This is a genomic window from Paenibacillus sp. MDV22-iso6, assembly GCF_058408365.1.
Map to the genome: position 1 here is coordinate 365,778 of NZ_JBZVDZ010000007.1, position 15,588 is coordinate 381,365.

General features: G+C 48.7%; 13 protein-coding genes. All 13 read right to left on the reverse strand.

Annotated features, from left to right (window positions below):
• Nucleotides 1–36: 36 nt before the first annotated feature.
• The gene (gene pknB / locus AC4PM4_RS21245; RefSeq protein ID WP_491614506.1) at nucleotides 37–2,247 is read right to left on the reverse strand and encodes a Stk1 family PASTA domain-containing Ser/Thr kinase; all 2,211 of its coding nucleotides are present in this window, start codon (nucleotides 2,245–2,247) and stop codon (nucleotides 37–39) included.
• On the reverse strand, nucleotides 2,244–3,020 hold the full coding sequence (locus AC4PM4_RS21250; RefSeq protein ID WP_064636613.1) for a Stp1/IreP family PP2C-type Ser/Thr phosphatase: 777 nt from the start codon (nucleotides 3,018–3,020) through the stop codon (nucleotides 2,244–2,246). Before AC4PM4_RS21250 ends, pknB begins: the two co-directional genes overlap by 4 nt.
• 7 nt (nucleotides 3,021–3,027) lie before the next feature.
• On the reverse strand, nucleotides 3,028–4,068 hold the full coding sequence (rlmN, locus tag AC4PM4_RS21255; RefSeq protein ID WP_063565754.1) for a dual-specificity RNA methyltransferase RlmN: 1,041 nt from the start codon (nucleotides 4,066–4,068) through the stop codon (nucleotides 3,028–3,030).
• 230 nt (nucleotides 4,069–4,298) lie between these two features.
• Complete coding sequence (gene rsmB / locus AC4PM4_RS21260; RefSeq protein ID WP_491614508.1) at nucleotides 4,299–5,819, reverse strand: 16S rRNA (cytosine(967)-C(5))-methyltransferase RsmB; 1,521 nt, start codon at nucleotides 5,817–5,819, stop codon at nucleotides 4,299–4,301.
• Nucleotides 5,816–6,769 carry a methionyl-tRNA formyltransferase gene (gene fmt, locus AC4PM4_RS21265; RefSeq protein ID WP_063565603.1) on the reverse strand — a complete coding sequence of 318 codons (954 nt, stop codon included), beginning with the start codon at nucleotides 6,767–6,769 and terminating at the stop codon, nucleotides 5,816–5,818. The genes rsmB and fmt overlap by 4 nt, the downstream gene beginning before the upstream one ends.
• Before the next feature lie 12 nt (nucleotides 6,770–6,781).
• Entirely contained in the window at nucleotides 6,782–7,270 is a 489-nt protein-coding gene (def, locus tag AC4PM4_RS21270; protein ID WP_024631117.1) for a peptide deformylase, read from the reverse strand.
• 181 nt (nucleotides 7,271–7,451) lie between these two features.
• Nucleotides 7,452–10,001: a primosomal protein N' gene (gene priA, locus AC4PM4_RS21275; protein ID WP_491614509.1), complete on the reverse strand. Its 2,550-nt coding sequence runs from the start codon at nucleotides 9,999–10,001 to the stop codon at nucleotides 7,452–7,454.
• 1 nt (nucleotide 10,002) lies between these two features.
• Nucleotides 10,003–11,238 (reverse strand): bifunctional phosphopantothenoylcysteine decarboxylase/phosphopantothenate--cysteine ligase CoaBC, encoded by a 1,236-nt coding sequence (coaBC, locus tag AC4PM4_RS21280; RefSeq protein ID WP_072735352.1) that lies wholly within the window; start codon nucleotides 11,236–11,238, stop codon nucleotides 10,003–10,005.
• 120 nt (nucleotides 11,239–11,358) lie between these two features.
• Nucleotides 11,359–11,574, reverse strand: a complete 216-nt coding sequence (gene rpoZ / locus AC4PM4_RS21285) for a DNA-directed RNA polymerase subunit omega (protein ID WP_024631120.1) — start codon at nucleotides 11,572–11,574, stop codon at nucleotides 11,359–11,361.
• Between the two features lie 154 nt (nucleotides 11,575–11,728).
• Complete coding sequence (gene gmk, locus AC4PM4_RS21290; RefSeq protein ID WP_024631121.1) at nucleotides 11,729–12,301, reverse strand: guanylate kinase; 573 nt, start codon at nucleotides 12,299–12,301, stop codon at nucleotides 11,729–11,731.
• A 13-nt stretch (nucleotides 12,302–12,314) separates the two neighbouring features.
• Nucleotides 12,315–12,575, reverse strand: coding sequence for an extracellular matrix/biofilm regulator RemA (remA, locus tag AC4PM4_RS21295; RefSeq protein WP_006209218.1), 261 nt, complete (start codon nucleotides 12,573–12,575; stop codon nucleotides 12,315–12,317).
• Nucleotides 12,576–12,626: 51 nt separating this feature from the next.
• Nucleotides 12,627–13,526, reverse strand: a complete 900-nt coding sequence (locus AC4PM4_RS21300) for a YicC/YloC family endoribonuclease (RefSeq protein WP_064636609.1) — start codon at nucleotides 13,524–13,526, stop codon at nucleotides 12,627–12,629.
• A gap of 19 nt (nucleotides 13,527–13,545) precedes the next feature.
• Nucleotides 13,546–15,435: a bifunctional homocysteine S-methyltransferase/methylenetetrahydrofolate reductase gene (locus AC4PM4_RS21305; RefSeq protein ID WP_064636607.1), complete on the reverse strand. Its 1,890-nt coding sequence runs from the start codon at nucleotides 15,433–15,435 to the stop codon at nucleotides 13,546–13,548.
• Between the last annotated feature and the right edge of the window lie 153 nt (nucleotides 15,436–15,588).

Consider the following 15,588-nt stretch of genomic DNA (forward strand, 5'->3'; position numbering starts at 1 on the left):
AGTACATTTACCCTGAACGTCGGCAATAAGCCGCCCTTATGGACGGCTTGATGCGTTAACGACTTCCTTTTTCTTATCTTTTCCCTTGGCGAGACCATTTCCGTTCTTCATCGCAGAAGTATCTACCTCGCCATTTTCCCCTTCACCCTCAACAGGTGTATCCGGTTCACCTTCCTGATTCGTATCCACGGTGCCTTCATCATCACCACCACCGCCTTGTTCAGGCTCCTCCGTTGTTGGAGGGGGGTCTGCACCCTTCTCAGGCTCAATGGTAGGCATAACTACCGTTCCGTTTTTGGCATCACTATAGGACACCAGATACGTATCCAAGAATTGGCCATCCCGGTAGACAGAGACAACACCGTCGACGTTAGGAGCCAGAATAAGCGGAATTGTCAGCGTTTGAGCAGACTTGATTGTCCGGGTCCCCCATTCTTGACTTTTGCCACGAGCATCTTCGAAAGTAATTCGAATTTTGCTGCTCTTTCCTATTTCTTTTGGCGAAACGTTAATGTTATAGGCGTAGTTCAATGCCTCTGGCGGATATCCAGTACTAATGAAAATGGTAATTTTGTCACCAGGATTCACGTCTGCACCGGCTTCCACAGGCCATTGCTGTGTCACTTTGCCTTTATCTATAGTGTAGCTCGACTCTTCCTGAACTTGAGCAAGGATTAACCCAGCGGATTTGAGCATACTCTCCGCCTCACTTCGAGTATGGTTTTTCAAATCCGGCATTTTTATCGTTTCGGAGCCTTTGCTAACGGTTAGAACAATTTCTGTCGCTTCAGGATCAAATTCTTCATTGACTCCAGGGGTCTGGGAGATCACATTCCCGGATGCAATGTCATTCGAGAAATCATCCTTGCGTTTGATCTGATCCCCGTTGATGCCAAGAGCGATCAACTTCTTGACAGCCTCATCATAGGTATTGCCTTCGACGCTGATCATTTTGGTCAGTTCTTTTTCCGCCCCAACACTCAACTGGACCTCGGAGCCTTCCTTGACCACATCGCCTTCATTTCGGGTCTGTTCAAATACAATACCGGGCTCCACATCCTCCTTGTATTGACGGATGACATTATCACTGACAACAAGCCCGTTATCCTGCAACATTTGACGAGCCTTTTCCTCGGTTTGGCCAATCACATTGGGTACAGTCACATCAGGCACAACAAGCATACCTTTCACGTACCACACAACTCCAACCATGGCGATAAGAATAAGCACGGTCAACGAGATCAGCAGCGCTGGCTTCTTCCAGTTCTTTGATTTGGGTTTGCCCTTGTTGTTATCTTGGTCAGACTCCATCACGGGTATAGCACCTGTGGATGTAACTCCACGTGGCTCCGGCTTAATCGCCGGCATAACACGGGTCTGATCGATATCATCCTCATCCGGAAAATCAATCTTCGTTTCATTACGTCTTTCCGGCATCAGGCAGGTTTCCAGATCCGTCTGCATTTCTTTAGCAGATTGGTAACGCTCCTGCGGATTTTTGCGCATGGATTTCAGAATAACGTTCTCCACGCTTTGCGGGATAAGCGGATTGAATTTGCGCGGTTCATCAAACTCTTCCTGCAAATGCTTCAAAGCAACGCTAATTGGACTCTCTCCCAGGAACGGAAGCTGACCAGTCAGCATTTGATAGAGTACTATACCAAGAGAATATAAGTCCGACTTCTCGCCAGTCACGATGCCTTTGGCATGCTCAGGTGAGAAGTAATGTACGGAACCGACTACTGAGCCGGTCTGTGTAATCGTTGTGGACGTAACCGCACGGGCAATCCCGAAATCCGTTACTTTCACACGGCCATTACGACCAATCAATATATTATGGGGTTTGATATCCCGATGAATGATCTGATTATGATGTGCATGATCGAGAGCATCTGCAATCTGGGAGGCGATTCGAACGGCCTCGTCCACCTGCAGAGGCGCCCGTTCTTTAATAATTTCATTCAGGTTTTTGCCTTCAACATATTCCATGACAATATAATGAACGTCATCTTCCTGTCCTACATCATAAACACTAACTACGTTAGGATGTGACAGCGAAGCTGCTGATTGTGCTTCTCTGCGGAAACGGCGGATAAACTCTTCGTCATGAACAAATTGCTGCCGTAACACTTTGATGGCAACGTTCCGGTTGAGCAACAGGTCCTGGGCCTTATACACAAGAGCCATGCCGCCACCGCCGACACGCTCGATCACTTCATAGCGTCCGCCTAGCTGGTGCCCAATCATGACTCACACCCCGTTTCCGATATCACGGAACCTTCCTTTTGCAGTTCGAATAATGCCACCGTGATATTGTCATCTCCTCCAGCAAGCAAAGCCAGCTGAAGCAAGCGATCCGCACGATCTTCCAATGCCAGTTCCAGATTACCTGCGACCTGAATGATCTGCTCATTGCTGACCAGATTACTAAGCCCGTCACTGCACAGGAGAAGAACTTCGCCTTCTTCCAATTTGACGGTATCCAGATCCACCTTCACTTCCGCGTCTGTCCCAAGTGCACGTGTCAGCACATTGCGACGCGGATGATGAGAGACATCTTCTTTGCTGATCTGACCATTTTTGAACAATTCATTGACCAGTGTATGGTCCTCGGTCAACTGGATGACATTCTTGTTTGCAATTTTGTATGCTCTGCTGTCACCGATGTGACCAATAACACCTTCCGTATCATTCAATAATGCCGCAACCACGGTAGTCCCCATGTTGTGGTAATTATCATCCGAGGAGGCAGTACGGAAGATCACTTCGTTGGCATGCAAAATAGCATCGCTCAATGCGGCTGACAAAGACGCATGTGAAAGACCCGGCTCAAGCGTTCCCAGATCCTGCACCAACGTCTCTACCGCCAGGCGGCTCGCAGTATCTCCTGCAAGATGTCCGCCCATACCATCGGCAACAATACCCAGAATATAACCTGTATCGAGATTTCGAATCCAGGCTGAATCTTCATTCACCGAACGCACCCGTCCGATATGGCTCACATGAACTGTTTTGATCAAAACGTTCTCACCTCAACTCCATATGCTTTGCACGAAGCTGACCGCAAGCGGCAGCAATATCATGTCCCTGTTCACGACGAATGGTTACATTAACACCCTGCTCCGAGAGAATCTTCTGAAAATTGAAAATGTCGCTTCTGGATGTTCTTACGTACTTGCGCTCAGGTACATGGTTGACTGGAATCAGGTTCACGTGGCACAGCATGTTCTTAAGCACGCTTGCCAGTTCTGCCGCATGTTCCGGCTGATCATTCACACCACCGATAAGTGCGTACTCAAACGTAATTCTGCGACCCGTTTTCGCCAAGTAATAACGCAACGACTCCATTACATCCTCAAAAGGAAAACGGCGGTTTACTGGCATCAATTTGGAACGCAATGCATCATTTGGCGCATGGATGGAGATCGCCAGGTTAATCTGTGTATCTTCATCTGCAAACTTGTAAATGTTTGGTACGATTCCACTTGTGGACACCGTGATATGGCGCTGACCGATATTCAGCCCTTTTTCGTGAATCATGATACGCAGGAACGTCATTGTTGCTTCATAGTTCTCAAAAGGTTCACCTGAACCCATGATTACGATGCTGCTGACCCGCTCACCGCGTTCGTCCAAAATTTTCTGGGCTTGCACAACCTGTGCTACAATTTCCCCAGCCGTAAGGTTACGTTTCAGTCCGCCCAGCGTGGATGCACAGAACGTGCAACCAATCCGGCAGCCAACCTGTGTTGTTACACAGATGCTGTTACCATAGTTGTGCTTCATGATAACTGTTTCGATCGCATGATCATCATGCAGACCGAACAGGAATTTCACAGTTCCATCCTTGGATTCAAATTTCGTAATTTCAGTAAGTGTAACGAATTCAAATTGTTCAGTCAGCTTTTCACGCAGCGCTTTGGACAGGTTCGTCATTTCACTGAAATCATTCACACGTTTCACATAAATCCAGTCGAAGATCTGACCACCGCGAAAAGCCGGCTCCCCGTTCTCAACAGCCCACTGTTGCAGCTCCTCCAGGGAATAATCATATATAAAAGGTTTCATTTTGTTGTCAACACCTATTCCTTCTTTTCTTTTCATTCTTCCTATTCTATCACAAAGACCACTTTACATCCATGTATACCCTTGATGCCTGTACTTCATGCATTATAACACCTCAGTGCCTGCATCGCACCCTATCATCACTTTTTACTGATGTTAAACCTTGAGGCTAATCACAAAGAAATCCGCCGAAGTTCCCCTCGGCGGCTATCCTTCAGTGCTCTATTAAACTGTTAATCCGCTATCCTTGTCAACCTGGCAATGAAAAATCCGTCACTGTGAGCGTACTGTGGCAGGATCTGCACGCCACCGTTCACAACCTTCCACTCGGCTGTTTCCAGACCAGACCAGGCAGACTCTTCAGCCGCCTTGTATTCCGGATGCCGGTCCAAAAAGTCAGCAACTCTATGCTCGTTCTCCGCAGGCTCGATTGTACACGTACTATACACCAGAATACCACCTGGCTTTAATAGCGGTGCAACCCGATCCAACAGTTCACGTTGCAGATTGGAGATATCGTGGATATCTTCCACAGTTTTGGTCCATTTGACATCCGGCTTGCGGCGAATAACACCTAGACCGGAACATGGCGCATCCAGCAGAATGCGGTCAAACGATGCCTCCGGATAACGCGCATCCAGATCAAGCGCATCACCTGTCACAGCATCAATGCAGCTGAGTCCCAGACGATCTGCCTGATCCATGATCAACTGACGTTTGTGAGCATGTACATCATTGGCCACAATCCGTCCACGGTCCTGCATTTTCTCAGCCATATGGGCTGTCTTTCCGCCGGGAGCTGCACAGCAGTCCAATACAGTCTGACCTTCTTCAGGCCCAACTGCCTCGGCTACAAGCATGGAACTTTCATCTTGAACGGACAGCAAGCCATCCCGATACCAGGACGTAAGAGCCATGTTGCCACCACTACGAACGAGAATACCGTCTGGACTAAGTCGGGAAGGTTCCACGATCGCCCCCGTGCTCACCATCTCTTGCATCAGTTTCTCACGTGTAGTCATTGTCGTGTTCACACGAACACTAACCGCAGGCGGTTCATTATTTGCACGACAGATCGCTTCCGCTGTCTCTTCGCCATATTGACTGATCCAGCGTTCGACCATCCACAGCGGGTGAGAATGTTCCAGTGAGATACGTTCAGCAGCGGGCAGATGTTCAGGGATGCGCAGCTCATCACGATTGCGAATCATGTTCCGCAGAACGCCATTCACCATACCGGAGATGCCCTGATGACCCAATTTCTTAGCCAAATTGACGGCTTCACTCACTACCGCGTGTTCTGGAATACGGTCCAGATATAACATCTGGTACACGCTGATGCGCAGCAGGCTGCGAACCCAAGGTTGCAGCTTGGATACACCTTTGGCTACATAGCGTTCCAGATAATAATCAAGGGTATTCCGTCTCGCGATCGTACCATAGACTAATTCTGTAGCCAGTCCAGCATCTGCCGGACTTAGCTCGGCCTCTTTCAGACGCCGGTTCAGCTCAAGGTTGCTGTAAGCTCCTTCTTGCTCAACGGCGCTCAGTACCTTTACGGCGAGTGCACGAGCAGATGTTTTGGGCCGTTCGGAACGTGAGGAACCATTTGCCGAAGATGGGGATGCAGATGAATTTCCTGCACGACCCGGTTTTCCTGTGTTCGGACGACGTTGGTTTCCTCCGCGCCCGGATGCATCTCCTGCGACTTTATGACCATTTCCTGATGGACGGCCCGGTGTATTTCCGCTCATTGCAGCACCGTTCCTGGTTTCAGGGTACCACCACGGGCAAAGTCAGCAGCTTGCATTACTTTTTTGCCCGCGGGCTGAACCTCAGTAAGCCAGAGAGAACCGTCACCTGTGCGAACTTCAATCCCGTTTTTGCCCAATTGTAACACCGTTCCCGGCTCAGCTTGTCCAGCATCCGACGACGAGAGTACATCCGCCTGCTTCGGATTTGCTGCTGCCCAGACCTTGAAGACCTGATCATCCCACATCGTAAATGCACCCGAGAACGGCACAAGACCGCGAATCTGATTGAACAATTCACGCGACGTGCGATTCCAGTCCATCTTCTCGTCATCCCGAGTCAGATTACGTGCATACGAAGCCTCGGCTTCATCCTGTGGGACAGCCGTTGTTTCGCCAGCAACCAGCCGCGGCATTTCTTCCTGAAGCAATTTGGAACCCGCTTCGCTGAGCTTTACAAACATGGATCCTGATGTATCTTCATCCGTAATCGCCACTTCCACACGTGAGATCATATCTCCCGTATCCAAGCCTTCCGCCATAAACATCAGCGTTACTCCCGTCACTGGCTCTCCATTAATAATGGAGCGTTGAATCGGGGCACCACCGCGATATTTTGGCAAAAGAGAGCCATGCACGTTCACACAACCACGAACAGGCATATCCAGCACAGCCTTGGGCAGAATCTGCCCAAAAGCCGCAGTCACAATCAGATCCGGTTTCCATTCAGCCAATCGGGCTACAGCTTCTGGAGCACGCAGTTTCACTGGTTGAAATACAGGCAGGCCGTGGCGTTCTGCCGCAGCCTTGACTGGTGTTGGTGTAAGCACCTTTTTACGTCCCTGTGGTTTATCCGGCTGTGTCACTACCCCAACCACGTTATATCCCTCGGCAATAAGCATATCGAGAGATGGAACTGCAAATTCAGGCGTTCCCATAAAAACAATATTCAAATCGATCACTCCTTAGTTACGACGCGGCCCAGTTTGATCGGCTGCAATTTCGTACACTTTTTCAGCAATATCCGTAAAGAGCACGCCATCCAAATGGTCAATCTCATGTTGGAATGCGCGTGACAACAGCCCGCTGCCCGTAATAATCAGTTCCTTGCCTTCGCGGTCCAGCCCTTTGACTGTAACCGTCTCAAAACGACGCACATCACCGTTAATGCCAGGGATACTCAAGCAGCCTTCGGGTCCAAATTGCTCTCCCTCACTCGAAATAATCTCCGGATTGATCATCTTGATCAGCCCCTGCTCATCTCCGCAATCGATCACAATAAGCCGTTTCAAAATACCAACCTGTGGTGCAGCCAGACCTACGCCTTCAGCGTCATACATTGTATCTGCCATATCATCCAGCAGTTTCTGTACATTAGGTGTAACTTTAGTTACCTCTTTAGCTCTTTTGTGTAGTACCTCATCCGGTTCTTTCACGATAATACGAATCGACATGTTGTAAGCACCTTCCTAATCCTCATCATAATTTCAGGACATCAGGCTCATTTCAAAAATAGTACTGATTTTCTGCTATGTAGCAGGTATCAAAAACTGATTTTAAGATCGAGCCATCATTCATGTTGTTTTTAATCTATGTTTATACCGCTTGTTTACATCCGCATTTTAATACAAATGCTCACATTAACATTTGCGGGTCTACATCCAGACTAATTTGCAGTTTTTGCGCCTGAACATCGTCGTCCATGCGCCGGGCCGTCGCGAGCGCCAGTCCAATGGCGTCGACATCCCCCCGCCATTTTATCATACATTGGAATCTGTATCTATTCTTGATCCGAGGAATTGGTGAGGCTACCGGGCCAAGCACGTCAAAGGCATCATTGCTGAAACGATCCAAACTGCCTAACCAGCCAGCAGCATTTGCCTTTTCTTTCAGTATTCGTGTGTAGTTCTCAGCCAGCCGGATCAGTACCGGAAGCTGCTCATGTGAGAAGGTCACCAAAATCAGGCGACAGTAAGGCGGGTACTGCAAATTGCGCCGATGCAATAATTCCTCCCGGACAAACGAAACATAGTCATGCTGGCTCGCATGCCCAATCGAATAGTGCTCTGGTGTATAGGACTGAACGAACACCTCGCCCGGCAGTTGATGTCGACCTGCACGGCCCGCCACCTGGGTGAGCAGCTGAAATGTTTTTTCGGCAGCCCGAAAATCTGGCAAATTAAGTGCCGAGTCTGCTGTGATGACTCCAACCAAGGTGACATCAGGAAAATCAAGCCCTTTGGCAACCATCTGGGTACCCAACAATACGTCTGCCTTTTTCTCACGAAACTGCTTCAACAACTTCTCATGCGAACCTTTTTCGCTCGTTGTATCCACGTCCATCCGAATGACGCGAATACCCGGGAACAGCTTCGCCAATTCTTCCTCTACCCGCTGCGTACCTGTACCGAAATATCGAATATGCTCACTGCCGCAATCCGGGCACACTTCTGGTGCTGCTTCCGCATATCCACAATAGTGACAACGAAGATTATTGGAGCGCTGATGATAGGTTAATGAAATATCACACTCGGGACAGCCTGCAACGTATCCACAACTGCGGCACATCACAAAGGTGGAATAGCCACGTCGATTCAGCAGAAGCACGGTCTGTTCCCCGCGCTCCAACCGCTCTTCCAATCCTTTGTGCAAGGCACGGCTGAACATCGAGCGATTTCCGTCCTTCAACTCTTCGCGCATATCAACAATCCGTACCTCCGGCAGCTTATTACCAAGTGCGCGGGTAGGCATCTCCAACAAAAGTGGTGCAAAATCATCATTGCTCTGTGAACGGGCAGCATAGTAACTTTCCAGCGAAGGTGTCGCTGAGCCCAGGACAACGACCGCCTGATGCTGCTGTGCTCTTTTTACCGCTACATCACGTGCATGATATTTCGGGGTTTCTTCTTGTTTATATGAAGTCTCGTGCTCCTCGTCCATAATAATCAGACCAAGACGACTAAACGGAGCAAAGACTGCTGAACGGGCGCCAATGGCAACCTTCACCTGACCTTCCCGAATTTTGCGCCACTCATCATAACGCTCTCCACCAGACAGACGACTGTGCATCACGGCAACCTGATCACCAAAACGTCCTTTAAAACGCTCAACCATCTGCGGTGTCAATGCAATCTCAGGTACAAGCACAATTGCCTGTCGATCCTGTTCAATACAGCGCTGAATGGTCTGGAGGTATACTTCCGTCTTACCACTGCCTGTTACACCATGAAGCAAAAAGACGCCATGGCGCCCTTCTTGCAATCGACCATTAATATTGTTATAGACATGCTGCTGCTCGTCGGTCAGATTCAATGGCTCGGTCGCACGGAACTTACGGCCCTGATAAGGGTCACGAAAGACTTCGACGTCCTCCGTTGCAACCAGTCCTTTCTCCTCCAGACCTTTGACTGTAGCCGCTGATACCTGAAGTGTGGACAGCAATTCTTTCATCGCCATCGGCAACAGTTCTTTCATTTCCAGCAAGAAAGTCAAAACTTCCTTCTGCCGTTGTGCCTTTGCCGGGAATGAATTCAATGCCTCTTCCGCAGCCGCTACATCCACAGCAAGATCAATGGATTTCATCGTTTTTTTATTCAGCTTGTCCTTAATCGCCTGACTTTCCAGCAGGACACCACTGAGCAGCAACTTCTTGATCAGCGCAGCATGATTGGGGTATTTACGACTCAGTTGTTGTAAGGGAACCTGCCCACGACTCTTCACAAAACGAATAATATCTTGCTGCACCTTTTCTGAAGTCGACTCTTCTCCCCACACAAAAAGAACTTCTTCGCCTGACGCCGAACCTGCCATTTGTCCATCCAGCGCATCTCCAAGGGAGATATACCGTTCTGCTTTCCCTTTTAGCGCAGTCGGTACCATCACCTGCAAAGACAAAATGCGGTTGCTGGCATAACGTTCACTCATCCATTCGGCCAATTCAACCAAATCTTCTGACAACGGCGGAACGATATCCAGCAATTCCTGAATCGGTTTGAGTTTGAATTTCTCCGTACCCGTGCGAGGCACCAGATCAATCACGAAACCCTGCACCGTCCGATGACCAAAAGGTACACCTACCCTGCTGCCAATCTCAATCCATTCACGCATGGATTCCGGCACCAAATAATCAAACGGCCGGTCCGTTTCCTTCACAGGAACATCGACAATAACCTTGGCGATCTCCATATTAATTCCTCCCGGCAATGCGCTCCGCCGCAATCGAAAGCAACCGGCGAGCAACCTCTTCCTTGGCCACCACCTGAAGCTCTTCCACCAAACCTTCACGGTCATAGATGTGCACCGCGTTGGTATCTGTTCCAAATCCGGCACCCGCCTGGGTGACATCATTGGCTACGATCAGATCACAGTTTTTCCGTTCCAGTTTCTCACGTGCATACATTTCTAATGAATTTGTCTCCGCAGCAAAACCAATCAAAAATTGATGGCTCTTCTGCTTACCCAGCGTTTCAAGAATATCTATATTTTTAATAAGTTCAAGCGATAATGTATCGCCTTTCTTCTTGATTTTCTCTGTGTACACTTCCTTGGGGCGATAATCCGCAACAGCTGCGGCCTTAACCACGATATCTGCATTATCCCATTGGCTTGCTACCGCATCATACATATCCTGCGCTGACTGCACCGGGATCACCTGTACATTCGCCGGTGGCTGAACCTGGGTATTTCCCATAACCAAAGTTACATCTGCCCCCAGATCACGCGCTGCCGCTGCAATGGCAAAACCCATTTTCCCTGAGGAATCATTGGTAATATACCTTACCGGATCAATGCGTTCTATGGTACCTCCTGCAGTGACCACAACCTTCTTCCCGCTCAACAAAGAAAGCTGTTCATTACGTTCCCGTTTAACAGATTCCTGCTGTTCAAAAAAACGTTCCACCACATCGACAATCGTCTCTGGTTCTTCCAACCGTCCTTTACCCACATACCCACATGCCAGTTGACCTTCACCCGGTTCAATCATCATGGTTCCGCGCTCGGTTAACAGGCACATATTATGCTGTACCGCCGGATGATCATACATATGTACATTCATCGCTGGCGCAATCATCACCGGAGCAGTGGTTGCAAGCAAGGTTGTTGAGAGCATATCATCTGCCATCCCATGTGCCATTTTGGCAATCACATTGGCTGTTGCCGGAGCAACCAACACAAGATCGGCCATATCAGCCAGATGAATATGCGAGACGACCGAAGGCTCCCGCTCATCAAATGTATCACTATATACTACATTTCGGGTCAAGGTTTGCAGCGTTAATTCGGTAATAAACTGTTTCGCGGAATTCGTCATAATGACATGAACGTCCGCTCCTTTTTGCACCAGCCTGCTGCATAATGTAGCCGCCTTGTATGCGGCTATGCCGCCAGTCACACCAAGCACGATTTTTTTACCGTTCAACATGGTTATCCCCCCGATATATACGACCTTTATAAGGATGAATAGAGAAAAAAATAACAACCTCGCGGTTGTCAAATAAATCCGGCTTGCGCCGTATGCAGTTGAAGAGCAGCCGCAGGCGGCTTACTCTTCTTCCTCTTCGTCCTGTCCTTTGATGACAACGAGCAGATCACCATAAATTTCTTCAAGTGCAACGCCAACCTGTTTATGGGATCTGGCATTTCTCAAATCCGTTTTCTCACCTTCACGAAGCTGTCTTGCCCGGCGGGAAGCGGCAACAACAAGGGAATACTTGCTGTCGACTTTGTTCATCATTTCATCAATAGAAGGATACAGCATATTTACAAAACACCTCTTTGCATTAGTATAATCACAATTCGCCGCCTGACGGAATCATGGTGCACCGCTGGATACGTTAACCAGACTGGAGCTACTCTCATATATCCTATGACAGCAGCTCCACTGATTATCGCATTTTGCGGCGGCAAATGGATTATTTATTGATCTTACAATGTTCGGCGATAATGATGCTTTCTATTCGTTTACACGCCAAATCAATTTCATCATTAACGACAGCGTAATCGTACTGCTCCAGCAGACTGATCTCATCTACCGCGACGGACATCCGGTGATCAATCGTCGCCTGACTTTCCGTACCACGGCCCTGAATGCGATCTTTAAGCTCGTCCAATGAAGGAGGCAACAGAAATACAAAGATCCCTTCCGGGAACTTTTCTTTCACTTTCAACGCGCCTTGAACTTCAATCTCAAGAATGATGTCCCGGCCTTCGTTAATCGTTTTCTCCACAAAATCACGCGGTGTTCCGTAATAGTTCCCTACATATTCTGCGTGTTCCAACAATTGATCTTCAGCAATCATGTTCAGGAATTCTTCATGGCTTCTGAAGAAATAATTGACGCCATGTTCCTCACCCAGACGTGGCTGACGAGTCGTTGCCGATACAGAATAAATCAATTCCGGCACCCGTTTGCGCAAAGCGCTGCATACTGTACCCTTCCCGACCCCTGATGGGCCGGACAACACTACCAGTAATCCCTTAGACATATTACACTCCATTTTATTCGTCGTTGTCATCATCTTTCGAAGAAAGACGATGGGCGACCGTTTCTGGCTGAACCGCAGACAGAATGACATGATCGCTATCCGTAATAATAACGGCACGAGTACGTCTTCCGTATGTTGCGTCTATCAGCATATGACGGTCTCTTGCCTCTTGTATAATTCTCTTGATCGGCGCCGATTCCGGACTCACGATGGATATAATCCGGTTCGCCGATACGATGTTACCGAATCCAATGTTAATGAGTTTGATTGCCATAATCAGGTTCTTCCCCCTATACATGCGACTCTTTTGCCGAAATATGACCGTTCATTCGATATTCGCCGCTTGCTCACGAATTTTCTCCAGTTCCGCCTTCATCTCGACAACACGGTTCACCAGAGCCAAATGGTTGGCTTTTGATCCAATCGTATTGACTTCCCTATTCATCTCCTGAATAAGAAAGTCCAACTTGCGGCCTACTGGCTCATCACTTTTCAGCAGTTCCCTGCTCTGTCCAAAGTGACTCTGTAGACGCGTAAGCTCTTCCTCTATGTTAGAACGATCGGCAAACATAGCAATTTCCATACCTAATTTATGCTCGTCAAAAGGGAAAGAGCCTTCTTCCTGCATTTCCGTAAGCCTTTGTCTTAACTTGTTGCGATGATCACTCACCACAGTCGGCGCAAGAGCAAGCATCTCGGTATGCAGTGATTCCAGACGACTGACACGTCGTTCCAGATCACTGGCCAGATGAAGACCCTCGCGGGCGCGCATCTGCTCCAGACCGGATAAAGCCTCTTCCAACCCCTGCTGCAGGACACGCTCCCATTCGTCCTTCTGCTCTTCCGGAAGCGAACTCGTCCCATCCGAATGAACCATGACATCTGGAAGTGCCAGCATATCCATAATACTCGGTTTGCCCTGCATACCATAGCGGCTCTCCAATTGCTCTGCGGCCTGAAGATAGGCCCTGACCGCCTGCTCATTCAGAACAGCGGGAAGAGCCTGGTCTTCATCTTTTTCTTTCATTACATAAACATCAATCCGCCCACGTTTTAAGCGGCTCTGTACCTTTTTCCTCAATCCGTCTTCATAACACGTCCACTCTCTCGGGAGACGCATCATCACTTCGCAATAACGATGGTTGACAGACTTGATTTCCAATTGTACCTTATAGCCTCCAAAATGAAAGGCGGATTGACCGTATCCGGTCATACTGAATGACATCGGCATCACATCCGTTACACTATTGTAATTGATTATTAGGGTTGAAACAAGTAGGACATTGATGCTCCGACTTCTCCCACACATATTGGGTCAGTTCGGCCGTCATACTATAGAACATAAATGGAGTCATTAAATAGATTCCTTTGAAATGTTTTGTTGCTACATCCAGAAGCTCCTTGGCGATCTTCACACCCATTGCTCGACCTTCTTCACCTTCGAGACCAGCCATCCGGGAACGCACTTCATCCGACAGCTGAATACCCGGAACCTCATTATGCAGATATTCTGCATTTCGGCCGCTGGCTAACGGCATTACCCCTACAAAGATCGGCACATCCAGATGCTTGGTCGCTTCATGCATGGCTACGATTAGTTCAGGATCGTATATCGGCTGCGTCATAATATAATCGGCTCCGGAAGCAATCTTTTTCTCAAGCCGCTGTACAGCCTTATCCAGATGTTTCACATTCGGGTTGAATGCGGCACCGATAACAAAGCCTGCCTTCTGCTTGAGCGGTTTACCGGAGAAGGATACTCCATCGTTCAACTGCTTGATCATACGTATAATTTCAAAAGAAGTCAGATCGTATACCGAGCTTGATCCGGGCAAGTCTCCAAATCGTGCAGGGTCACCTGTTACAGCGAGTACATGATTAATGCCTAGCGCATCAAATCCCATCATGTGCGATTGTGTCCCGATCAGATTCCGGTCACGACATGCAATATGCACCAGTGGGCGCAATCCAGTACGATCCTGAACAAGATGACCGAGAGCCATATTACTCATCCGGGTAACCGCCAAGGAGTTATCAGCCAATGTTAATGCGTCTGCACCAGCCGCTTTTAGCGTCTCGGCACCTTTCATAAACTTCGCAATGTCGAGATCACGCGGTGGGTCAAGTTCGACGATGACCGTATGACGTTGTTTGACTAGATCCACAATCGTAGGCTGCCCACCCCGTCCAGACCGTTCATCTACATTCTCATGCAGGATAATACGCGGTTTCGACTCGGATGGATCAGGTTCCAGTATTGGAACAGGTGTGTATTCAACAAGAGCCTGGGCGATTGCGGCGATATGATCAGGTGTTGTACCACAGCAGCCTCCGATGATACGTGCGCCCAGATCAGCGAATTGCACTGCCGTCTGTCCGAAGTATTCCGGGGACGCTCCATAACGGAACTGACCATCGACGTAATCCGCTGCACCCGCATTCGGGTAAACAGACATCGGGACACCGATACGGCCTGACACCGTCTCCATCGCCCGCATAATTCCGTTTGGACCGGAACGGCAGTTGAAACCAATGACGTCAGCCCCTTGCTCACGCATGATTCGGAAAGCTTCTGGCATCGTATATCCATCCAGTGTGTGCCCTACATCCTCAACAGCGAACTGTCCAATCACGGGCAGATCACTCAGCTTGCGAGCCTGCAGGAGGGCGATATCCATTTCCTCGATATCATAGAAGGTTTCGAGCAGAATGCCGTCCACTCCTTCTTCGAGCAGTGCAAAAATCTGTTGCTGATAGAAACGCTTCAATTCACTTGTTGATACGTTGGTCCGCTTTCCTCCACGAATGGAGCCAACCGCGCCCAGAACATAACCGTTTGCGCCAGCTACTTCTTTGGCGATACGTACACCGGCACGGTTGACATCCTCGACCTTGGACTCCAGACCAAACTTAGACAACTTATCGTAATTGGCAGAGTACGTATTGGTTTCATGAATTTCCGTACCTGCATCGCGGTAACGACGATGCACATCTGCCACCACTTCAGGTGATATCAAGTTCAACTCTTCATAAGAAATCCCTACCGGGAATCCCATCTGATACAGGAAAGTTCCCATCGCCCCATCCCCTATGAGGACCCGTTCCTGCATTACACTGCGTAAATCCGCCTTCATCCCTTTTCCCCCCGCCTGACTGATCATTTCATACTAATGTAACACAAAAAACATCTGAAAACGAAGAAAAACACAGGTTTTTCGTGAAATTCAGTTTCTATAACCCTCTGGACTAGTAGGAATTCATATAACTGCAAAAAAAGAGGCCCTAAG

Bases quoted from the DNA above. Each gene is read 5' to 3' on its own strand.
- pknB (WP_491614506.1), bottom strand. From the start codon at position 2,247: ATGATTGGGCACCAGCTAGGCGGACGCTATGAAGTGATCGAGCGTGTC.
- rlmN (WP_063565754.1), bottom strand. From the start codon at position 4,068: ATGAAACCTTTTATATATGATTATTCCCTGGAGGAGCTGCAACAGTGG.
- rsmB (WP_491614508.1), bottom strand. From the start codon at position 5,819: ATGAGCGGAAATACACCGGGCCGTCCATCAGGAAATGGTCATAAAGTC.
- def (WP_024631117.1), bottom strand. From the start codon at position 7,270: ATGTCGATTCGTATTATCGTGAAAGAACCGGATGAGGTACTACACAAA.
- priA (WP_491614509.1), bottom strand. From the start codon at position 10,001: ATGGAGATCGCCAAGGTTATTGTCGATGTTCCTGTGAAGGAAACGGAC.
- coaBC (WP_072735352.1), bottom strand. From the start codon at position 11,238: ATGTTGAACGGTAAAAAAATCGTGCTTGGTGTGACTGGCGGCATAGCC.
- rpoZ (WP_024631120.1), bottom strand. From the start codon at position 11,574: ATGCTGTATCCTTCTATTGATGAAATGATGAACAAAGTCGACAGCAAG.
- gmk (WP_024631121.1), bottom strand. From the start codon at position 12,301: ATGTCTAAGGGATTACTGGTAGTGTTGTCCGGCCCATCAGGGGTCGGG.
- remA (WP_006209218.1), bottom strand. From the start codon at position 12,575: ATGGCAATCAAACTCATTAACATTGGATTCGGTAACATCGTATCGGCG.
- AC4PM4_RS21300 (WP_064636609.1), bottom strand. From the start codon at position 13,526: ATGTCATTCAGTATGACCGGATACGGTCAATCCGCCTTTCATTTTGGA.
- AC4PM4_RS21305 (WP_064636607.1), bottom strand. From the start codon at position 15,435: ATGAAGGCGGATTTACGCAGTGTAATGCAGGAACGGGTCCTCATAGGG.